Source organism: Streptomyces sp. CBMA123, from assembly GCF_014596465.1.
GTDB lineage: Bacteria > Actinomycetota > Actinomycetes > Streptomycetales > Streptomycetaceae > Kitasatospora.
Genome location: NZ_MECK01000268.1, coordinates 1 through 19,335 on the forward strand (window position 1 = coordinate 1; position 19,335 = coordinate 19,335).

General features: G+C 72.6%; 26 protein-coding genes and 2 pseudogenes. 18 read left to right on the forward strand and 10 right to left on the reverse strand.

Annotation, left to right across the window (positions count from 1 at the left end):
• The coding region (locus BG452_RS26295; RefSeq protein ID WP_188306830.1) for an AAA family ATPase at positions 1 to 1,726 on the forward strand (1,726 nt) is incomplete at its 5' end.
• Positions 1,723 to 3,036 carry a S8 family serine peptidase gene (locus tag BG452_RS26300; protein ID WP_188306831.1) on the forward strand — a complete coding sequence of 438 codons (1,314 nt, stop codon included), beginning with the start codon at positions 1,723 to 1,725 and terminating at the stop codon, positions 3,034 to 3,036. The genes BG452_RS26295 and BG452_RS26300, both read left to right, overlap by 4 nt.
• 38 nt (positions 3,037 to 3,074) lie before the next feature.
• On the opposite strand, the gene BG452_RS26305 is transcribed toward BG452_RS26300, so the two are convergent.
• The gene (locus tag BG452_RS26305; protein WP_188306832.1) at positions 3,075 to 4,310 is read right to left on the reverse strand and encodes a MinD/ParA family protein; all 1,236 of its coding nucleotides are present in this window, start codon (positions 4,308 to 4,310) and stop codon (positions 3,075 to 3,077) included.
• A 112-nt stretch (positions 4,311 to 4,422) separates the two neighbouring features.
• Here BG452_RS26305 and BG452_RS47250 point away from each other — a divergent pair, with 112 nt between their 5' ends.
• The 5 genes and pseudogenes from BG452_RS47250 to BG452_RS48170 all read left to right on the forward strand — a co-directional run.
• Positions 4,423 to 4,557 (forward strand): hypothetical protein, encoded by a 135-nt coding sequence (locus tag BG452_RS47250; protein WP_262986054.1) that lies wholly within the window; start codon positions 4,423 to 4,425, stop codon positions 4,555 to 4,557.
• Positions 4,558 to 4,670: 113 nt separating this feature from the next.
• A complete protein-coding gene (locus BG452_RS26310; RefSeq protein WP_188306833.1) occupies positions 4,671 to 4,892 on the forward strand; it encodes an RICIN domain-containing protein in 222 nt (73 codons plus the stop codon).
• A gap of 262 nt (positions 4,893 to 5,154) precedes the next feature.
• The gene (locus BG452_RS26315) at positions 5,155 to 5,796 is read left to right on the forward strand and encodes a DUF6461 domain-containing protein (protein ID WP_188306834.1); all 642 of its coding nucleotides are present in this window, start codon (positions 5,155 to 5,157) and stop codon (positions 5,794 to 5,796) included.
• Between the two features lie 91 nt (positions 5,797 to 5,887).
• Positions 5,888 to 6,313: pseudogene (locus tag BG452_RS48165) on the forward strand (transposase); the annotation flags it as partial.
• Positions 6,314 to 6,384: 71 nt separating this feature from the next.
• Positions 6,385 to 6,582 (forward strand): annotated as a pseudogene (locus tag BG452_RS48170) (IS5/IS1182 family transposase); the annotation flags it as partial.
• Positions 6,583 to 6,597: 15 nt separating this feature from the next.
• On the opposite strand, the gene BG452_RS26325 reads toward BG452_RS48170, so the two are convergent.
• Positions 6,598 to 6,981 carry a nuclear transport factor 2 family protein gene (locus BG452_RS26325; RefSeq protein WP_188306835.1) on the reverse strand — a complete coding sequence of 128 codons (384 nt, stop codon included), beginning with the start codon at positions 6,979 to 6,981 and terminating at the stop codon, positions 6,598 to 6,600.
• Positions 6,982 to 7,169: 188 nt separating this feature from the next.
• Complete coding sequence (locus tag BG452_RS26330; RefSeq protein ID WP_188306836.1) at positions 7,170 to 7,448, reverse strand: hypothetical protein; 279 nt, start codon at positions 7,446 to 7,448, stop codon at positions 7,170 to 7,172.
• Between the two features lie 125 nt (positions 7,449 to 7,573).
• Here BG452_RS26330 and BG452_RS26335 point away from each other — a divergent pair, with 125 nt between their 5' ends.
• The 6 genes from BG452_RS26335 to BG452_RS26360 all read left to right on the forward strand — a co-directional run bounded on the left by BG452_RS26335 (position 7,574) and on the right by BG452_RS26360 (position 11,464).
• Positions 7,574 to 8,038 carry a MarR family transcriptional regulator gene (locus BG452_RS26335; RefSeq protein WP_188306837.1) on the forward strand — a complete coding sequence of 155 codons (465 nt, stop codon included), beginning with the start codon at positions 7,574 to 7,576 and terminating at the stop codon, positions 8,036 to 8,038.
• 351 nt (positions 8,039 to 8,389) lie between these two features.
• Positions 8,390 to 8,626 carry a hypothetical protein gene (locus BG452_RS26340; RefSeq protein WP_188306838.1) on the forward strand — a complete coding sequence of 79 codons (237 nt, stop codon included), beginning with the start codon at positions 8,390 to 8,392 and terminating at the stop codon, positions 8,624 to 8,626.
• A gap of 192 nt (positions 8,627 to 8,818) precedes the next feature.
• Positions 8,819 to 9,823 (forward strand): terpene synthase family protein, encoded by a 1,005-nt coding sequence (locus BG452_RS26345; RefSeq protein WP_188306839.1) that lies wholly within the window; start codon positions 8,819 to 8,821, stop codon positions 9,821 to 9,823.
• Between the two features lie 76 nt (positions 9,824 to 9,899).
• Entirely contained in the window at positions 9,900 to 10,412 is a 513-nt protein-coding gene (locus BG452_RS26350; protein WP_188306840.1) for a hypothetical protein, read from the forward strand.
• Positions 10,413 to 10,494: 82 nt separating this feature from the next.
• Positions 10,495 to 10,755 (forward strand): hypothetical protein, encoded by a 261-nt coding sequence (locus tag BG452_RS26355; RefSeq protein WP_188306841.1) that lies wholly within the window; start codon positions 10,495 to 10,497, stop codon positions 10,753 to 10,755.
• A gap of 88 nt (positions 10,756 to 10,843) precedes the next feature.
• Complete coding sequence (locus BG452_RS26360) at positions 10,844 to 11,464, forward strand: DUF1707 domain-containing protein (protein WP_188306842.1); 621 nt, start codon at positions 10,844 to 10,846, stop codon at positions 11,462 to 11,464.
• Between the two features lie 326 nt (positions 11,465 to 11,790).
• Here BG452_RS26360 and BG452_RS26365 read toward each other — a convergent pair whose 3' ends face one another.
• The 3 genes from BG452_RS26365 to BG452_RS26375 form a co-directional block, all read right to left on the reverse strand.
• Positions 11,791 to 13,101: a hypothetical protein gene (locus tag BG452_RS26365; protein WP_188306843.1), complete on the reverse strand. Its 1,311-nt coding sequence runs from the start codon at positions 13,099 to 13,101 to the stop codon at positions 11,791 to 11,793.
• A gap of 247 nt (positions 13,102 to 13,348) precedes the next feature.
• Complete coding sequence (locus tag BG452_RS26370; RefSeq protein WP_188306844.1) at positions 13,349 to 13,555, reverse strand: DUF397 domain-containing protein; 207 nt, start codon at positions 13,553 to 13,555, stop codon at positions 13,349 to 13,351.
• Entirely contained in the window at positions 13,540 to 14,382 is an 843-nt protein-coding gene (locus BG452_RS26375) for a helix-turn-helix transcriptional regulator (protein ID WP_188306845.1), read from the reverse strand. Before BG452_RS26375 ends, BG452_RS26370 begins: the two co-directional genes overlap by 16 nt.
• Before the next feature lie 119 nt (positions 14,383 to 14,501).
• Between BG452_RS26375 and BG452_RS26380 the strand changes: the two genes are divergently transcribed.
• The 3 genes from BG452_RS26380 to BG452_RS26390 all read left to right on the forward strand — a co-directional run bounded on the left by BG452_RS26380 (position 14,502) and on the right by BG452_RS26390 (position 15,480).
• Entirely contained in the window at positions 14,502 to 14,702 is a 201-nt protein-coding gene (locus tag BG452_RS26380; protein WP_188306846.1) for a hypothetical protein, read from the forward strand.
• A gap of 11 nt (positions 14,703 to 14,713) precedes the next feature.
• Positions 14,714 to 14,938, forward strand: coding sequence for a hypothetical protein (locus BG452_RS26385; RefSeq protein WP_188306847.1), 225 nt, complete (start codon positions 14,714 to 14,716; stop codon positions 14,936 to 14,938).
• 74 nt (positions 14,939 to 15,012) lie between these two features.
• The gene (locus BG452_RS26390; RefSeq protein ID WP_188306848.1) at positions 15,013 to 15,480 is read left to right on the forward strand and encodes an NUDIX domain-containing protein; all 468 of its coding nucleotides are present in this window, start codon (positions 15,013 to 15,015) and stop codon (positions 15,478 to 15,480) included.
• Between the two features lie 75 nt (positions 15,481 to 15,555).
• On the opposite strand, the gene BG452_RS26395 is transcribed toward BG452_RS26390, so the two are convergent.
• A complete protein-coding gene (locus BG452_RS26395) occupies positions 15,556 to 16,134 on the reverse strand; it encodes a TetR/AcrR family transcriptional regulator (protein ID WP_188306849.1) in 579 nt (192 codons plus the stop codon).
• A gap of 91 nt (positions 16,135 to 16,225) precedes the next feature.
• On the opposite strand from BG452_RS26395, the gene BG452_RS26400 reads away from it, so the two are divergent.
• Entirely contained in the window at positions 16,226 to 16,672 is a 447-nt protein-coding gene (locus BG452_RS26400) for a DUF1772 domain-containing protein (protein WP_188306850.1), read from the forward strand.
• Between the two features lie 180 nt (positions 16,673 to 16,852).
• Positions 16,853 to 17,242 carry a glycine cleavage system protein GcvH gene (gcvH, locus tag BG452_RS26405; protein ID WP_188306851.1) on the forward strand — a complete coding sequence of 130 codons (390 nt, stop codon included), beginning with the start codon at positions 16,853 to 16,855 and terminating at the stop codon, positions 17,240 to 17,242.
• On the opposite strand, the gene BG452_RS26410 is transcribed toward gcvH, so the two are convergent.
• From BG452_RS26410 to BG452_RS26420, 3 genes are all read right to left on the reverse strand, one after another.
• Positions 17,218 to 18,207, reverse strand: coding sequence for an SDR family NAD(P)-dependent oxidoreductase (locus BG452_RS26410; RefSeq protein ID WP_188306852.1), 990 nt, complete (start codon positions 18,205 to 18,207; stop codon positions 17,218 to 17,220). The two genes, gcvH and BG452_RS26410, sit on opposite strands and share 25 nt — an antisense overlap.
• A gap of 151 nt (positions 18,208 to 18,358) precedes the next feature.
• Positions 18,359 to 18,787 carry a VOC family protein gene (locus tag BG452_RS26415; protein WP_188306853.1) on the reverse strand — a complete coding sequence of 143 codons (429 nt, stop codon included), beginning with the start codon at positions 18,785 to 18,787 and terminating at the stop codon, positions 18,359 to 18,361.
• Positions 18,788 to 18,810: 23 nt separating this feature from the next.
• Entirely contained in the window at positions 18,811 to 19,299 is a 489-nt protein-coding gene (locus BG452_RS26420) for a hypothetical protein (RefSeq protein ID WP_188306854.1), read from the reverse strand.
• Positions 19,300 to 19,335: the final 36 nt, after the last annotated feature.

The window sequence follows — 19,335 nt, forward strand, 5'->3', positions numbered from 1 at the left end:
GCCCGGGGACGGGACCCCGCCCGGACCGGACGGCGCCGGCACCGAGCCGCTGCCGCCGCCGGAACCCGAGGGCCCGCAGGCCGCCCTGCAGGCGCTCGTCGGCCTGGAGGGCGTCAAGGAGCAGGTCGCCACCCTGGTCAACCTCAACCGGCTGGCCCGGCGCCGCGAACAGGCCGGGATGCCCGCCCTGCCGATGGGCCGGCACCTGATCTTCGCCGGGCCGCCCGGCACCGGAAAGACCACCGTCGCCCGCCTCTACGGCAGCATCCTGGCCGAACTCGGCGTCCTGCGCAGCGGCCACCTCACCGAGGTCGCCCGCGCCGACCTGGTCGCCTCCATCGTCGGCGGCACCGCCATCAAGACCACCGAGGTGTTCACCGAGGCGCTCGGCGGCGTGCTCTTCATCGACGAGGCCTACACCCTGTCCGCCGGGGGCGGCGGCACCGGCCCGGACTTCGGCCGCGAGGCCATCGACACCCTGGTCAAGCTGATGGAGGACCACCGCGACGACGTGGTGGTCATCGTGGCCGGCTACTCCGAGGAGATGCGCGAGTTCCTCTCCTCCAACCCGGGCCTGGCCTCCCGGTTCAGCCGCACCGTCGAGTTCCGCAACTACTCGGCGCAGGAACTGGTCACCATCGTCGAACGGGCCGCCGCCGCCCACGGCTTCGACCTCGCCGAGGCCACCGTCGAGGCGCTCGGCACGCACTTCACCCGCATGCCCAAGGGCGCGGACTTCGGCAACGGCCGCGCGGCCCGCAAGGTCTTCGAGGAGATGGTCGACCGCCAGGCCTCCCGGCTGGCCGCCCTCGCCGAGGTCACCGACGCGGACCTGCCGCTGCTGCTGCCCGAGGACCTCGGCGCCGAGGCCGCCCGCGCCACCGGCCCCGGCGCGGACGGCCGCAGCGAACTCCTCGCGCGGCTGCGCCAGATGGTGGGCCTGAGCGCCGCCAAGGAGCAGGTGGAGAACCTGGTCAACCTGATCACCCAGGCCCGCCGCCGCGAGGAGGCCGGCCTGCCCGCCGCCAGGATCAGCCACCACCTGGTCTTCGCCGGGCCGCCCGGCACCGGAAAGACCACCGTCGCCCGCCTCTACGGCGCCCTGCTCGCCGAACTCGGCGTCCTGCCCACCGGCCAGCTCGTCGAGACCGCCCGCGCCGACCTGGTCGGCCGCTACATCGGCCACACCGCCCAGCTCACCAAGGAGGCCTTCGAACGCGCCCGCGGCGGCGTCCTGTTCGTCGACGAGGCCTACACCCTCACCCCGCGCGGCGGCGCCGCCTCCGGCGACTTCGGCCAGGAGGCGGTGGACACCCTGATGAAGCTGATGGAGGACCACCGCGACGAGGTCGTGGTGATCGTGGCCGGCTACCACGAGGAGATGCAGGGCTTCCTCGCATCCAACCCCGGCCTGGCCTCGCGCTTCCCCCAGCAGATCGCCTTCGACCACTACAGCGCCGACGAACTCGTCACCATCGTCAGCCGCCAGGCCGAGGAGGCCGGCTACCTCTGCGCCCCCGAGACCCTCACCACGCTGACGGCGCTGTGCGCGGCCGTCCCCCGGGACCGCAACTTCGGCAACGGCCGCTTCGCCCGCCAGACCCTGGAGGCGATGGTGACCCGTCAGGCCGGGCGCCTGGCCCGCCTGGAGGTCGGCGACGTCTCCGAACTGAGCCTGCTGCTGCCCCAGGACGTCCCCGCACTGCTCCAGGGGAGCGCGGTGTGACCACCCGCCGGGCAACCGCCCTCGCCGCCTGCACCCTCGCCTGCGCCCTGACAGCCCCGGCCGCGGCGGCCACCGGCGACCCCTCCGCCCTGCCCGTGATCGCCCAGAACCGCCCGGCCGCCCGCGCGGGCGACTGCCTCAAACCCTCCGACAAGGGCACCGACCGCACCCCCTGGGCCCAGACCTTCCTGCGCCCCGAGGCCGCCTGGGCACTGAGCCGCGGCGCCGGGGTGACCGTCGCCGTCGTCGGCTCCGGCGTCGACCCCGCCTCCGGCGTCCTGGGCGAACGCCTGCTGCCCGGCCCACGCGAGTACGGCACCGGCGACTCCACCCGCGACTGCGTGGGCCACGGCACCTTCCTCGCCGGACTGATCGCCGCCCGCCACCAGGACGGCACCGGCTTCGCCGGCATCGCCCCCGAGGCGCGGATCCTGGCCGTGGCCGTCACCGACGACACCGGCACCACCACCCCGGCCCTGCTCGCCAAGGGCATCCGGGACGCGGCCGACGCCGGCGCCCGGGTCATCGCCTCCGCCCTGCCCGTACCCGCCGGCGACGCCGGCCTGGACGACGCGCTGCGCCACGCCGACGCCAAGGGCGCCCTGGTCATCGCCCCGGCCACCCCCGACCAGGGCGGCGCCGCGCTGCCCTCCGCCCCGCCGCAGGTCCTCACCGTCGCCGCCCTCGCGCCGGGCGGCACCGCACCGGACACCACCGGCACGGCGGGCACCACGGGCACGGGCACGGCGAGCGGCACCGGCGGCACCGGCGGCAGCGCGGGGACGAGCACGGGGACGAGTACGGGGAGCGTGAGCACCGGCACCGGCAGCGGAGCGGGGACGGGCGCCGGCGCCCGGGTCGACCTGACGGCCCCCGGCGAGGCGATGATGAGCACCGGACCGGCCGGCAAGGGCTACTTCACCGGCAGCGGCCCCAGCTTCGCCACCGCCGTGGTGGCCGGCACCGCCGCCCTGCTCCTGGGCCACCACCCCGACCTCGACCCGGCCCACCTGCGCGAGCGCCTCGAATCCACCGCCTACCACCCCGGCACCGCCCTGCCCGACCCCCGCCTGGGCTACGGCACCGTCGACCCCCTCGCCGCCCTGACCACCACCCCGCCCCCCACCGCCGCCGCCCTCCCGGCCGCGCGGGCCACCGTCCTGGGCCCCCCGCCCCCGGACCCCGCCCCCCGCCAGGCCGCGACGGTGGCCGCCGTCGTCCTCACCACCGTCACCCTCACCCTGGGCCTCGCCCTCCTGTGCACCGCCGCCCGCCGCCGCGCCTGGCGCCCGGGCCGCTGGCAGGCCTGACGGACCGCCGCCCGCCCGTCAGCCCGTCAGCCGGCCCGTCAGGTACCGGGCGGCCGGATGCCCTCGGCGACGAGGGCGGCCAGCTCCAGGTAGGCACGGCGGGTGCGCTGGTGCAGCCTGGCGGGCTCGAACGTGCCGCCGAGGGCGAGGTGTTCGTCGAAGGGCAGCACCACGGCGGCCCGGCAGCGCTGCCCGAAGTGGTCCACCAGGTCGTCCGCCCGGATCGCCCGGCCCTTGGCCCGCACGCCGGAGATCACGGTCACGCTGCGCCGCGCCAGCTCCTCGTACCCGTTGACGCACAGCCAGTCCAGGGTGGTGTCGGCGCCGCTGGCGCCGTCGACGCTGGTGGTGGCGGTGATGACCAGCTGGTCGGCGAGGTCGAGCACGGCGCGCATGGAGCCGTGCAGCAGGCCGGTGCCGCAGTCGGCGAGGACGACCGGGTACTGGCGGCTGAGCAGGTCGACCAGCCGCCGGTAGTCCTCGCCGCCGAAGGCGTTGGCGACGGTGGGGTCGCCGTCGTTGGCCAGGACCTCCAGTCCGCTGGGGGTCAGCGAGGTGAAGCGGCGGATGTCCATGTAGCCGGTGATCGAGGGCGCGGCCGCGAGCATGTCCTGGACGGTCGCCGCCGTCTCCCGGCGGACGCGCCGGCTCAGGGTGCCGGTGTCCGGGTTGGCGTCGACGGCGACGACCTTGTCGGCCCGGGTCTCGGCGAGGACGGAACCGAGCCCCAGGGTCGTGGAGGTCTTGCCGACACCGCCCTTGAGGCCGATGACCGCGATCCGGAAGGAGCGGTGCAGGGGTGTGCGGATGACGGCCTCCAGCCGCTCCCGCTCGCGCTGCTCGCCCCGGCCGAGGCCCAGACCGGCCCCGAGGCGCCGGGCGCGCCGGGCGGGAACCGGGGCGGCGGCGGGCACGGATGCGGGCACGGGTGCCGGGTCCGGCTGAGGCTGCGGCGCGGCGTACGGGACGAGGGCCGGTGCAGGCGGTGGGGTGGCTGGTACGGGCGGTGCGGGCACGGCGTACGGCGCGGGAGGCGCGGCGGGCAGTACGGGCACGGCGTACGGCGGGGGCGGCGGCAGGAGGACGGCGGGGCCGTCAGGGGCGGGCCGGGCCTCCGGGGGGATGAGCACCGTGCCCAGCGAGTCCAGCGGCCGGTGCCAGTCGGGCACGGCCGCCCGGGCCGGGGGGACGAGCCCGTAGTCGGGGGCGAGGTCCCGTTCCGGGCCCGCTCCCAGCCGCCGCACCTGCTCGATGACCATGTGGTCCGCCGCCACGCTCCGCCTCCTGTCGCCGCGTCGGCCCCCTGCCGGTGCCGTACGGGATCCCCCCCACCGGGCTCAACGGCCCGGGCCCGCGACGCCGTTCACCGCGGACGAGGCGCGCCGCATGCTCGCCGTCCTACCGCTGCGCCCGCACGGCGAGGCCGACGGAGTCGACATGGAGTTCCACGACCACCTCGTCGCCCTCCCAGCGGCCGCGCTCCTAGAGGTCCTCGCCGTCCTGGGCTTCCTGGGCAGCTGACCGGCGCGAAACCCCGTGCGGCCCGCAACGGTTGACATAGTTGATCATGGAAGTCCAGCCTCGGTCCGCATACGTATCGATAGGTGCTCCAACGCTCAGGGGTGGCTGGTTTCATGAAGCTCGGCAGGGTTCTCGGTGTGACGGTGTCGGCCGGTCTCGTCTTCGCGGGAATGGGGACCGTCACGGCGAGCGCGACCTCGACCGTCCCCTCGTTCCAGAACAGGTGGAGCGCGCAGTGCCTGGGCGTGGGCAGCTCCACTTCGAACGGGGCGCCCGTCATCCAGTGGCCCTGCAACGGCGAGTTCGACGAGAAGTGGATGACGCGGAACTTCTGACCGGCCGCGAAGCGAAGGTTCCCGAACCCGGCGGGCAGCGCGACGTGATCGACCGCGACGACGGACCTCGGCGCGGGACGCACTGGTAGCGCACCGGCTCGGCGTCCGCGCAGACCCGGGTGCCCCTTCCGCACGCGGGCCGGGCGCCCGGGCCGGGCAGCCAGGGCCTGTCTCCTTGATCGGGCCGGGTGGGCGGCCGGGTCGGAGCAGGCCGCCGGCCCGGGGCGGAGGTGTGTCGGTGTGGTGCGGCAGGATCTCCTGTATGACGGACGGAATCGCCTGGCTCGCGGAGCCACAGAGCATCGCCTTCGGCGGCTACAGCGTGACGCTGGCCCGAGGGCTCGGGGTCGAGGCGCTGGCGGCGCGGATCGCGGCCTCGGCCCAGTGGTCGGAGCGGACGGTGGAGCCGGTCGGGGAGCTCACCGGGGACGGGCTGGTCGAGGCGCTGGAGGAGGAGTTCGGGGACGCCTGGGACGGGATCGGGCTGCGGCTGGGGGTGAGCGGCGGGTGGACCTTCGCGGTGGCGTACGGGGGCTGGTTCGGGGAATTCCGGGACGGTCCGGCGATCTCCGAGGGCGGGGCCGAGGTCTTCCTGGTGGAGTACGAGGAGGAGAACGGCAAGCCGGTGCCGCCGACCTTCCGCTACCACCGGGACGGTCGGACGGTGTGCTCGTTCAATCTGCACCTGGACGACTCATGGGGCAACGGCCAGGTCGTCGGAGACCCCGAAGTCGCGGGTAAGATCAAGGAGTTGCTGAGCGCCGAAGGTCTGCCGGACGAGGAGCGAGCGGGCCGCGAGGTGCACCGGACCACCCTGGGGGTGCTGGAGCGGCACTTCGGTCTGACGCTCCCCCGGGCCCTGGTGCTGGAGGCCCCGCTGCCGGCCGTCCTGCTCGCCGACTAGAGCGTGACTCTTTGATGGGCTGAGCTGTTGATCGGATGTGTCTGTCCGATTGGTGATCAGTGATGCCATGTGGGACTGGATCGAGCCGTTGATGCCGGCCGATCCGGTCCGCGGGCGGCGACGGGCGAACCACCGCCGCACTCTGGAGGCGATCGCGTGGAAGTACCGCACGTGCTCGCCCTGGCGGGACCTGCCCCACGAGCTCGGCTCGTTCAAGACCGCTCACAAACGACTGCTGCGCTGGGCAGTCACGGCACTTGGGTCAGGGTCTTCGCAGCTATTCTCGCCGCAGCGGACGCGGGCGACGACATCGGCTGGACCGTCTCGGTGGACTCCACCGTCTGCCGGGCCCACCAGCACGCCGCCGGTGCCCGCAAAAGGTGACACCGGCCGAGGAGAGCCGGCCGACCACGCACTCGGACGCTCGCGGGGCGGCCTGAGCACGAAGGTCCACCTGGCCTGCGACAGCAACGCCCGTCCGCTCGCGGTCGTCCTCACCGCCGGACAAGCGGGCGACGCGCCCGCGTTCACCCCCGTCATGGCGGCGATCCGCGTCCCACGCACCGGTCCGGGGCGACCGCGAACTGCCACCGCCAACGACGTGGTCCTCACGGTGGCAGGCCACCTGCCTTCGACCCCGAGTCCGACAAGGAACGCAACACCGTCGAGCGGTGCATCAACCGGTTCAAGCAGTGGCGCGGCCTGGCCATGCGAACCGACGAACTCGCCATCGCCTACCAAGCCGCACTCCACCTCGCCGCGATCCTCATCTGGACCCGCAGATAACCAAAGAGACAGTCCCTAGCCGAGGATGAGGCGGAAGACCTGGTTGTAGACGAAGAAGCCGCCGGGCCGGTCGGGGATCGGGGCCAGGACGAACATCTCGCTGAACCGCAGCGGCTTGTCGTAGGCGTTGTCGACGGCGAGGCTGCCGGTGACCAGGACCACCACGGAGCCGTTCGCGCAGGGCTGCGGGTCGACCGAGGTGATCTGGGTCCTGACGGTCTTCAGCTCGGGCTTGGCGAGCTGTCCGATGATGCCGCTCGCGCCCTGGATCTGGGCGCCCTCCCAGGTGAGCATCGACTCGGGCCGGTAGAGGCTCGCGAGGTTGCCGCGCGCGGAGTAGTCGTCGAAGGTCGTGAAGTAGTGGTTCACGAAAGCGTTGGCGATTGCGCTGAAGTCCATGGGCGGAACGTATCGGGACGCCAAAGCGCCTCACTGGCAGGCGAGATGACGACCACTCGTTCGAGTGGCTCCGGGTTTGCGGCCCCGACGGACCCTGCGGGCCGTCCGGCGGCCACCGCCCGAACCGCGGGCCCGGGTGGAGCGGGAGTCGGCGGGGCGACTTCCCGCTCCGGTCAGGGGGCCGCCGCTCAGCCGCAGGGCAGGTCCAGGTTGTACGTGCGGCAGCCGGAGTCGATCTGGGTGTCGGTCCAGCGCGGGCCGCTCAGCACGTACCGGGCGCGCAGCGTGTCGTTGCCGCCGCCCGCGCAGGCGGCGGAGTTGCCCCCGACGGTGCCGCAGGCTCCGCCGCTGCCGGAGCTGGAGCCGTCCAGCAGGTCCCGGCCGTCGTAGGTCACGGTGGAGGCGAAGTCGAACCCGCACGGGTACGTGTTGCCGGCGCTGTACCACGCGCCCCGGCGCCGGAGCACGCCCGGAACACCCCGGACCCGGCCTGAGCCGGCCGCTGCACCCCTGCGAACCGCCTTGACCTCAAGCCGACTTGAGGTCCTACGGTGATCACGTCCTGGCGATCGAAGAGAAGAGGCGCACCAGCGTGACGCTCAAGGAGTACCCGCACGAAGTCCTGGCCGCCCAGCCCATCGGCGCGTGGACCGGCGAGGCGTACCGCCGGGTGGTCGGAGCCCTGCGCGAGCAACTGGCCGTGGAGAGCCTCACCCAGCCGCACTGGTGGACGCTCAACCACGCCGCCGGCGCCCCCGGCCGCTGGAACCGCACCACCCTGGTCGAACGGCTGGCCCGCCACGACGACCTCGGCATCGACCTCGACGGGGTCTTCGACGACCTCGCCGCCCGCGGCTGGCTGCTGGAGGACGAGACGACCGGCGGCATGTCGCTCACCGAGGACGGCGAGGCGGCCCGCCTGCGCGCCCGCGAGCGCAACCACCGCGTGCTCCGGCAGGCCCACGAGGGTGTGGACGAGGCCGACTTCGTGACCACCGTCAACGTGCTGCGCCGCATCACCGCGAACATGGGCGGCGACGGCAACCTGCCCGACTGACCGGGCCCGGGCCGCGCCGGCGACACGGGGTGGTCCGGCATACCGATGCCGCCGCCGGCGGGGCCGTCACCCCGCCGGCGGCGATGCCCGGGACGGCCCGCACAGGAAGTCGACGGGGGTGACTTCCTGTGCGGGCGCACGGAGCCCGGACCCCCGACAGGGACCAACGGCACCCGCGCCCGGGCGGGTTCACCGGCAGGACCGGGAGGCCGGGGGAGGCCGGGGGAGGACAGGGAAGGGCGGGGAGGGTCGGGAGGTCGAGGAGGGGACAGATTTCGATATTGATCGAACAACTGACCGCATCTTGATCTACTGTCAGGCCCGAACCATCGGAACGTCGGAGGATCCATCATGCTCAAGCGCATCGTCGTCGGTACCGCCACCGCCGCCCTGATCGTCCTCGGCAGCGGCCAGGCCTTCGCGGGGGACACCTCCTGGGGCGGCGTCGCTCCCGCCGGGGACACCTCCTGGGGCGGTGTGGCGCCCGCCGACACCTCCTGGGGTGACGTCGCCCCCGCCAACACCTCCTGGGGCTGGTCCGCTCCCGCGGACACCTCGTGGGGCGACATCGCCCCCGCTGGCAAGTAACACCCGGGACGAGAGCCCTCCCGCACCCTCGGTGCGGGAGGGCTCGGCGCCTCCGGGTGCGCCGGGTGATGCCCCCCTTGCGCTCTGGCGCGGACGGCGCCGCTTCGACCACGCTGGGCCCGAACCGTCCGGCCGGTACGGCCACGTACAGCCGCTACGGACGACCACCGGACCCGGGAGTGCGGAAGCCGAATGCCCCAGGACATCGAGTTCACGGTGCCCCTCGCCGGCCGGGTCAGCCCCGAGCTGGCCCGGGCCCGCCGGCGCCACCTGGCCTGGGTGCGGGCCTCCGGGCTGGTCGGAAGCGGGGAGGCGCTGCGCCGTTACGAGTCCTCCCGGGTCGCGGACAGCGCCGCGTACGGCGTCCCGGACGCGACCGGCACCGACCTGGACCTCTGCTTCGACCTGCTCGGCTGGTTCTTCCTCTTCAACGACCAGTTCGACGACCAGTTCGACGGCCGGGACGGGTGTACGGGCGACGCGATCGCCGTCTGCCAGGACCTGGTGGACCTCCTGCGCTGGCCGAAACCCCGGACGACCCACGCGCCGCCCGTGGTGGCCGCCTTCGCCGACTGCTGGCAGCGGATGAGTGCGGGCATGTCCGAGGAGTGGCGCCGCCGCACCGTCCACGACTGGGTCGACTACCTGGCCGGCTGGCCCACCAAGATCGCCGAGCGGGCGCACGGTGTCCTCCCGGCCCCGTCCGCGCACCTGCGCGCCCGCCGCCGCACGATCGGCGTGCGCCCGCTGCTCGCCCTGGCCGAGCGGGCCGGGCACTTCGAAGTCCCGCTGCGGGCCTGGTGTTCCAGCCATCTGGAGGCGATGCGGATCGCCGCCTGCGACGCGATCATCGCCATGAACGAGATCCACTCGCTGGAGAAGGACCAGGCCGGCGGCCGCCCCAATCTCGTCCTGAGCCTGATGCGCCACCACGGCGCCTCGCGGGCGGAGGCCGTACGGCAGGTGTGCGACACCGTCGACCGCAGCGTCGGCTCCTTCCTCGACCTGCGCGCCGGCCTGCCCGCCCTGGAGCGGGAACTCGGCGGCAAGATGCCGGAGTTGGCCCGCTACGCCGACGCCCACGCCGCCTGGATCCGCGGCTACCACGACTGGGGGCGCGCGGCTCCGCGCTACACCACCGGCGCGCACCCGGGCGACCTCGGTCTGGAGAACTTGGCCGCCCGGCAGCCGAATTGACCGTGCCCGGCCAGGGGCATCCCCCTATCATGGGCGCGCTCCACGCATCATGATCACGAACCCAGGGGGACACCAGATGACCGCTACCGTCGTCGTGCACGCCGAGCCGCCGTTGGTCGCCCTGCGGAGGGGCTGCCTCGGCGTGGAGATCGACGGGGTGCCGGTCGGCAAGGTGAAACAGGGTGCGATCGCACGCTTCCCGGTGCCGGCCGGCACCCACACCGTCCGGCTCACCACCTGGGACCGCACCCGCTCCAACACCGTCACCGTGGAGGCCGTCGAGGACCGCGAGTTCCTGCTGACGGGCCGGGCGACCGGATACGGCTTCGCCTTCCTGGTGGTGCCCCTGGTTCGCGCCACCATGATCCCCTGGCCCTACGCCGCAGTGCTCCTGCTGCTGATGGTCGCGGTCTTCTGGAGCGTGCCCGGCCTGCTGTTCCGCCTGCGCGCCGTAGGCGACTCCCTGCTCCCGTCGGCCCGGGGCGCCGAGCCCGCCCGGCCCGCCGAGGAGGGGTCCGCCGACAGCGGCCTGTGGTGGGAGTCGGACCCGGCCCTGGCCAAGCGTTTCGGCAAGAACGCCGCCTCCTGACGCGTCCACCCCGCTTCAAGGCCCGTTATTGTGGACAACACCCAGGGGTGGCAAGAGAGTTGGCACCTTCACGGGAGCGGACATGGCGCTGAACGCCGGGGGAGGGCCGGCCCGCCACCCACGGCGTCAGCACCGGCGCCGGCATCGGGGCCCGACGGCGACGGAGCTGGGCTTCCTGCTCTTCGCCTCGGGCAGCGCCGTCGTGGTGCTGCTGGTCGTGACGCGCTCCTGGGGCAAGTGGCTCTACATCGGGCTGATGGTCCTCGGCGTCCTCGGCGTCGGTGCGATCGACCTGTACCGGGCCTGGCGGCGCAGGCGGCCCGGGCCTGGCGATCAGGTGTAACGCGATATACCGTATCGCGATATAACGTAAGTTGCCGCGCGGTCCCTCGCGCGCAGACCTTCGCCGAGCGAGTTCAGGGACGGGAAACATGCCGGGAGAGATCGTGCCCGCCGGGAGCGCCCCCGGCCCCAGCGCCCTGCCCGCGCTGCGGGCCTCGCACGCGGACCGCGACCGCGTGGTCGCCATGCTGGGCGTGGCGGCGGGCGACGGCCGGCTGACGGCCGATGAGCTGGACCAGCGGGTGGAGGCCGCGCTGTCTGCGCGCACGGTCGGCGACCTGGCCGCACTCACCGCCGACCTGCCGCCCATCTCGATCTCGACGTCAGGGGTCCCGGCGGAGTCCAGGGACGTTCTGCGGATCGAGCAGAAGTTCAGCAGGCTGGAGCGGACGGGCGGTTGGGTGCTGCCGCGGCGGCTGGAGCTCGCCGCGGAGTGGTGCAACGTGACGCTGGACTTCACCCAGGCGGTGATCACCCAGGACACCCTGGAGATCGACGTCGACATGCAGGGCGGGAACCTGACGCTGATCGTCGGCCCGGGCATCACGGTCGACCCCTACGGCCTGACCCTGGAGTTCAGCAAGATCAAGAACCAGTACGCCCCCGACCCGGGCACCCCGGTCAGGCTGCGGATCGAGCTGATCGGCAAGAAGGGCTTCGGCCGCATCCGGGTACGCGGCCCCCGCAGGTGGGGGACCCGCCGGAGCTGACCGCCGCGCCACCCGCCCACCGGCCGTCGGCGGTCATGCGTCACCCTTCCTCCGCTTGCGCCGGCCGGTGGAACCGCGGCCGGCGCGGTCGGTGGCTGTGTCCCGGCTGCGTGCCGGCGCTGCTGCCGCTCGCCCTCGTGTGTGCGCACGGGTGCGTCCTTCCGGATGTCCACCGACGTTCCATGGTCATCCGGCGGGTGGCGGGACGGAAGGGCTGAGGGGGCCAGCAGCCGGTGCCCGTCCGGACAGGGGAGCGCGAGTCGAACGGCCGGGCGGGCGTGGGAAGTCGGCCCGGCCGACTTCCCACGCCCGCCCGCCCCGGGGGCTCAGAACCGCTGGAGGACCCAGTCGGCGAGGACGGCGGAGACCGCACTGTGCTCGGTGTTGGCGATGTCGAAGGCGACGTCGTCCAGGTGGAAGCGGTCGGGGGCCTGGTCGAGGAGGTTGAGGTTCGGGTCGACGTCCCAGACGACCGGGTCGTAGGCGAGGGCGCTGGCGCTGACCGCCGGGACGAAGGCCCCGCTGCGGTACTCCTCGCCGATCTTCGCCTTCAGCGCGTCCGCGACCTTGCCGAAGGAGTCCAGGGTGCCGCCGGGCACCCCGTCCAGGGCCGGGACCTCGGTAGTGGTGGAGCGGCGGATCTCGGCGAGCACGTGCATGCTGCCGATCCGCTGCTCGCTGCCGCGCTCGGGCTGGAAGCGGGCGGTGGCGCTGGCGGTGTTGAGCAGGGCCTTCCAGTCGAAGGCGATCTCACCGGCGGGCAGCGGGAGGCCGACCCCGTCGCCGCGGCCGTTGGCGACTCCGAGCAGCCGGGGGCGGCGCGGGAAGTTGCCGAGGTCGGCGAGCTCGCGCACGAAGTCGGTGCGCAGCTCGCTCGCGGTGGCGACGTCGCCGGAGTACGTGGCGTCCGGCACCCAGGCCCAGAGCAGCTGCTGGGCGGCTTCGCTGCGGATCAGGTCGGCCTGGGAGGGCCGGCCGGGCTCGGCGGGGGCGAGCTTCTCGAAGAAGTACGCCATCTGCTGGAGGATCAGCGGGATCCAGGCGCCGTTGTGCGGGGAGTCCCAGGACAGGTAGGTCGCGGTCTCGTGGTCGACGCCGTCGCTCTCCAGCTTGGTGAGCGCGTAGCGGGTGATGATGCCGCCCATGCTCACGCCGCCGACGGTCAGCGGCTCGTCGCCGAGGCGCTCGGCGATGGCCCGGTGGATCGCCTCGGTGACGACCTCGGCGTTGTGCTGGATGAAGGTGTGGCGCTGGTCGAAGCCGATCACGACGATGTCGTAGCCGCGGGCGAGGAGCTGGTCGAAGAGGCCCGGACGGCCTTCCGCGTAGGGGGCGTTGAAGTGGTTGAAGAGCCCGGGGACGTCGCTGGGGCCGTAGTTGAAGCCGTCGGCGAACAGGAACGGCTTCCGCAGGTCGGTGCGCCCGTCGGCGTAGTAGACGCCCGCCGTGCCGCTCGCCCGGCCGCCGCGCAGCTCCCAGGTGGTGTCGGGGACGCGGGTGCCCGGGAGGCCGATCTCGGTGGTGAAGAGGACGTCGTGGGAGATGCCCGCCGCGAGTTCGGCGAGCTCTTCGGAGCCTGGTGCCGCGCCTGCGGCGCTGAGGGAGGTGGAGACGTCGATACGGGGGTTCACGGCCATGGGCTACCGCCTCGATCGGTGCTGATGATTCGTGGACGACCGTAGTCGTGCGGTCACCCTGCGCACCAGGGAGCGACCGGTACTGGTCGGAGCCGACCGGGGCCGACCGTTCGGGAACGGAAGCGACCACCAGGGACCGGCCCCGTGTGGCCGGGTGATCACGCAAGACGGCTGCCGAAGGTCACCCGGACTGGTGACGACATGGCCCCGCCACCCCGGGGAGGGGCGGCGGGGCCATCAACTGCGGTCAGCGGGCGTCGAGTTCGCCGGTGCGGACGGCGGTGATGAAGGACTGCCAGGCGGCGGCGGAGAAGACCAGGGCGGGGCCGTGCGGGTCCTTGGAGTCGCGGACGGGCATGACGCCGGGGAAGTTGTCGGCGACCTCGACGCAGGCGCCGCCGCCCCCACTATGGGAGCTCTTCCGCCAGTGTGCGCCTGTCAGTCCGACATCCATTCCAGGTCTCTCCTTGCCGAGCGGATCATGGCCAGCGAGTCGGTGCGATTCTCGGCCTCGACCGCAAGCCGATCGTAACTCGTGCTCAGAGCCGTGACGGACTCAGTCTCTTTATCGAGGTAGCCACGCTGCTCGGTCTCGCTATAGGCGAGAAACCTGGGTCCGGGCATGGTAAGGAGGTGCACCATGCGGAGGAAGGGTTGGTTCTCGCCCAGAGAGAAGGGCACCACCTGGATAACCACGTTCGGTCGGCTGGCCATGTGTTCAAGGTGGGCCATCTGCTCGACCATGACGTCTCGGCCGCCGATCATCCGCCTGAGGCAGCTCTCGTCCATCACGGCGTGAAGGAATGGCGCCGGCGTGCGATCCAGGCACTGCTGCCGAGTTAGGCGGAATGCCACACGCTCTTCGGCTTCCTCCGGCGTCGCCGTGTGCTGCCTGACCTTCCCAACTTCGAAGGCCGCGGCATAGCTGCGGGTCTGAAGGAGCCCGGGCACGATGTTGATTTCGAAGAGCCGGATCTGCTCCGCGCGGTTCTCGTAGTTGGCGTACTCGGGGAAGCCCGGAACCAGTGCCGTGTGCTTGTGCTGCCACCACATCAGCATCAAAGTCCCGCCGGTCTTCAGGACTTCGTCGGCCTTGGTAGCAAACTTTTCACTCGGGGGCCGACGCGCAAGTTCAATGAACGAGACGTACGACGCGCTGACCCCGCACTTGCGCGCGAGCTGACCCTGCTTCAAGCCCGCCGCCCGTCGTGAGTTGCGGAGTTGGATCCCGAAGGGGGCCCAGGGGGACGACGCCGGGTCGATCTCCTTGATGTTCACCATGGCTGCTCCAAAGTTACGCGCCCATGAGGTCAAGTTGTTTGACGCTTCCGATGCTAGGTGGCTCTGCGCCACCATGTGCAACAGAACGTGAAACTCCGATCGCAGAGAGTTCCATTCCCATGACCCATGCCCAAGTCCCCCGCCTCCACGGCTACGGCGTCCGCTGGGACACCGAGGCCCGGTGCTACCGGGTCCGCAACGAGTGCACCGGCGCGTGGCTGTGCAAGCCCACCGGTGAGCGCAGCGGCTTCTCCTCCTTCACCGAGGCCTTCAGCGCCTGGCGCCTCTTCGAGGTCCACAAGCGGCCGGGGGAGCTTTGACCCTGTCCCGCGTGACCGCCGATCAGCGCCGGCAGGCCGCCGTCGTGCTGGACGACCTGACCACGGTCCTCGCCCTCGGCCGGGTCCACCTCCCCACGCTCGAAGTCGACTGGGACACCGGCCGTTCGACGTGCGAGTACCTGCTCCACCTCACCGCCCGCCCCCTCGACCTGTTGCGCATCGTCGACCTGCTCCGCAAGGGCCTGCGCTACGAGCGCCTCACCTATGACGACTGAGCTCCTCGCCCGTCTCCTGTGGTGGGCCTGCCTCGCTCTCCTTCTCTTCTGCACCCTCAGGAAGTGAACTCCCCATGCACGACCCCCGACTCCTGGCCAAGCCCCCCGTCTGCCGGCTCGGCTGCCTCGTCCTCGTCCGCAACCAGGCCGGCGACGTCCTGCTCGTGGATCCCGACTACCTGGACGGGATGATCCTGCCGGGCGGCGCCGGCAAGGTGAACGAGCCCCCGCACCGTGCCGCCGCCCGCCATCTGCACGCCCAGACCGGCATCATTCTGCGCCTGACCCACGCCGTCGCCCTCGACTACGCGCCCTGCGACCGCTACCTGGAGCGCCTCAGCCTGGTCTTCGACGGCGGCACCGTGCGCGACGCCACCACCCTCGCCGTCCCCGCGCAGAAGCGCAGCCGACTGCTCGGCGCCCGCTTCGTCCCCGTGCGCGAACTCGCGCGGCACATGGCCCCTTCCCAGGCCGCCCGCACCGCCGAGGCCCTGACCGGTCGCGCCCTGCCCCTCCTCCTCCACGGCCAGCGCCCCGACTGAGCCCGGGGCGGCGAGGTCGCAGGCGGGCGGCCGGAGCCCCCGAGGCCCCGGCCGCCCGCCTGTCGGGGTGACGGGTCAGAGTACGGCGAGCCGGTCCACCAGGAGGTCCACCCTCGGTTCGGCTTCTTCCGGCGGTAGCCGTCCCGCCCGGGTGAGGGTGGCGAGTCCGTGCAGGGCGGCCCAGAACACCTCGGTGAACATTCCCGGGTGGACGCCGTCTCCAGCAGCCTCGCTGAGGTTTTCCAGCAGGGCGGCGAAGGCGTCTTTCAGGGGTTCCGGGGTGGACTCCTGGGCGAAGGCCAGGCCGCCGTCGAGTTGGAAGAGGGCGTCGTAGACGGCGGGGTTGCGTGCGGCGAAGTCGAGGTAGGCGCGGGCGAGGGCGGTGACCCGTTCGCGGGGGCTGGTCGCGGCGGAGGTCGCGGCGCGTACCGCGGCGGCCATCTCGGTGGCGCCTTCGAGGGCGACGGCGCCGATGATCTCGCGTTTGCCGCGGAAGTGGCTGTAGAGGACGGGCTGGCTGTATTCGATGCGTTCGGCGAGCCGGCGGGTGGTGACGGCGTCCCAGCCCTGCTGCTCGGCGAGTTCGCGGGCGGTGGCGACGATGAGGCGTTCGCGTTCCGCCCGTTCGCGTTGCTTTCGTTCCTGTACCGACATGACCCGATCCTAGCACTGCTAGACAGTGGAGCGGCAGCAGTACTAGCATTGCCTCATCAGCTAGCGGCACTAGATGTCCGGAGGGGTCATCATGCTCAGCGCACTCGAGGTGTTCACGACCGTGGTCGTCGGGGTGATGGTGGGGGTGGAGTTCTCCGTCGCCTTCGTCATGAACCGGATCTTCGGCGCACTTCCCGAGGACAGTGGCCAGCTCGCCCGCGCCCACGGCGGCCGGATGCTCGGCGCGGTGATGCCGGTCTGGTACATCTCCTCGCTCGTCCTCGCCGGCGCCTGGGCCGCCGCCGGATGGCACCACCACGGCACCGGCCTCGTTCTCACCGCCGCGGCGCTGCTGATCGTCAGCGTGATCATGTCCGTCCTGCTGCTCGTCCCGATCAACAACCGCAGCAAGACCTGGACCCCGGAGAACCGGCCCGCCGACTGGAAGGAGCAGAGCGACCGCTGGGACCGCTACCACTACGTCCGCGTCGCCGTCATCATCGCCGCCTTCGCCCTGCTGGTCACCGCCCTCGTCTGAGCCCGCGGCGCGGTTCCCGGCTCCGGCCGGGGCGAGGTCCCGCGCCACGAGCAGGCGCCCCGGTCGAGGCGCCTGCTCGTTCACTCGTTCGAGTGACAGTCATGCCAGTCGGCGAAGATCTGTAGCAGGCTCCTCCCTGGCTGACGCACCGTCAGCGAACCTCGTCCTGCGGAGAACGCCATGGCCTACCCGAAAGACTTCAAGTACACCGAGGAGCACGAGTGGGTGCAGACCACGGGCAAGAACAAGGCCCGGGTGGGCATCACCGACTACGCCCAGCGGCAGCTCGGTGACATCGTCTTCGTCGAACTGCCGAAGGTGGGTGCCACGTTCGAGGCCGGCCAGTCGTTCGGCTCCGTGGAGTCCGTCAAGTCGGTGAGCGAGCTCTACGTCCCGGTGTCCGGCAAGGTCGCGGCGGTCAACGAGGACCTGAACGATTCGCCCGAGGAGATCAACTCCGACGCGCACGGCGTCTGGATGATCGAGCTCGACCTGACCAAGCCCGCCGAACTGAACGGCCTGCTCACGGCGGCCACGTACGAGGCCTACCTCAAGGAGAGGTCGGAGTAGCCGGATCCCGCCGCCGCGCTGAACACCGGCTCGTGGCCGGTCAGTTCGCAGCTGGCCTCCCACAGCCAGGCCGCGGTGACGGGATCCGCCAGGTGCTCCCACAGGGGTTCGGGCCGGGGCTCGCCGCGCAGCCCGAACACCCGGGGGCTCCACAGCACCGGCCCGCCGCGCACGCCCGGGTCGAGCACGGCCCGCACGGCCGGCCACGCGGCGGCGTCCTTGCCCTGGACGACCAGGCCGAGCGGCAGATGGCCCAGCCGCTCGCCGGTGGTGCGGGCGTGCAGGGGCGGGCGCGCGGGGGTGAGGGCGTCGAGCGCGCCGCCGGGGTGCACCAGGACGCTCAGCGTCCGGCTTCCGGCGGCGCGCAGCCGGCGGTCGAGTTCGACGGCGAAGAGCATCTGGGCCAGCTTGGAACGCGCGTAGGCCCGCTTGGGCCGGTAGTCGCGGGCGCTCTGGAGGTCGGTGAAGTCCAGGCGTTCGGACTTGGCGGCGAAGCTGCCGGTGGTCACGATCCGGCTGCCGGGGGTGGCCGCGAGCAGCGGGGCCAGCCGGGCGGTCAGCGCGAAGTGGCCCAGGTGGTTGGTGGCGAACATCAGCTCGTGGCCGTCCGCGCTCCGGCGGCGCGGCGGGTCGTCCAGCGCGATGCCGGCGTTGTGGACGACCGCGTCCAGGCGCTCCAGGCCGATCGCCTCCGCGGACGCCTCCACCGAGGCGGGGTCGGCCAGGTCCAGCGGCAGGTGCCGCAGCCTGGCGCCGGGCACGCGGGCGCCGATCGAGGCCATCGCGGCCTCGGCCTTGCGGCGGTCGCGGCTGCCGAGGACGACGGTCGCCCCGGTGCCGGCGAGCTGCTCGGCGACGAAGTAGCCGATGCCCGCGTTGCCGCCGGTGACCAGGACGGCCTTCCCCTCGGCGCGGGGCAGCCGGTGGACGTCCCACGGCGGGCTCTGGGGTGCGGAGGAGGACATGGCGGGCTCCCGGGGGTTTGCGCGGTGACGGGCTGGAGGCGGGGTGTCGTTCAACGCCCCGCCTCCAGGGTTCCGCGGGCCGCTCACAGCCCACCGGCAGACCGCTGTCCCCGCTGTCAGCCGGCCGTCATCCGCGCTGCCCGGCGGGTGCTCAGTCGACGCAGAACTCGTTGCCCTCGATGTCCTGCATCGAGATGCACGAGTCATGGCCGTCGTACAGCACCTGCACCCGTACCGCGCCGAGCGCCTCCAGCCGGGTGGCCTCCGCCTCCAGGACGGCCAGGCGCTCCTCGCCCACCAGCCCGGTGCCGACCCGCACGTCGAGGTGCACCCGGTTCTTGGCGCTCTTGCCCTCGGGAACGCGCTGGAAGTACAGCCGCGGGCCCACCCCCGAGGGGTCGGTGCAGGCGAACCAGGAGTCCCGCTCCTCGGGAGCCTGGGAGGCCTGGTACTCGTCCCACGTGGCGAACCCCTTCGGCGGCGCCGGCACGACGTACCCCAGCACCTCGCACCAGAACCGGGCGACGCGCTCGGGCTGCGCGCAGTCGAAGGTGACTTGGAACTGCTTGATCGCTGCCATCCGGGCACCGTAGCAGGGCGCGGTCAGGCGCTCCCCGGAATTTCGGCGGCCACGATCCAGTCCGCGGAGGGCGTGGTGCCGCCGGGCTGGGCGCTGAGGCGGCCGTCCTGCGTCTCCGTCAGGTAGAGGTCGTTGCCGTTGAGGTCCGACTCCGAGCGCACCCGGGAGCGGCCGCCGTCCGGGATGGTCCACGCCGACTCGGTGGTGCCGCACTGCCCGTAGCGGATGCTCCAGTTGTCGCCGATGGCCATACAGCCCCAGGTGCCCTTCTCCCGGTCGAACGCCGTCACGTTGGTCCACGCGCCCGCCGCCCGCAGCTCCCACCGCTGCTCGGGCACCTCCTCGCAGGGCTCCAGACGCACCTGGGCGGTGCCGAAGGCGTGGTGCAGGCACGTCCCGGTACGGGCGTTGCGCAGCGTGTACGCCGCCGGCTCCGCCGCTGCGCGGGGAGCGGGCAGGAACAGGAGCACGGCGGCGGCTGCGACCGCCGCGCGCCAGGAGCGAACGGGCATGGGGTGGCTTTCCGTTGCGGCCCGCCCGGCGCTGCG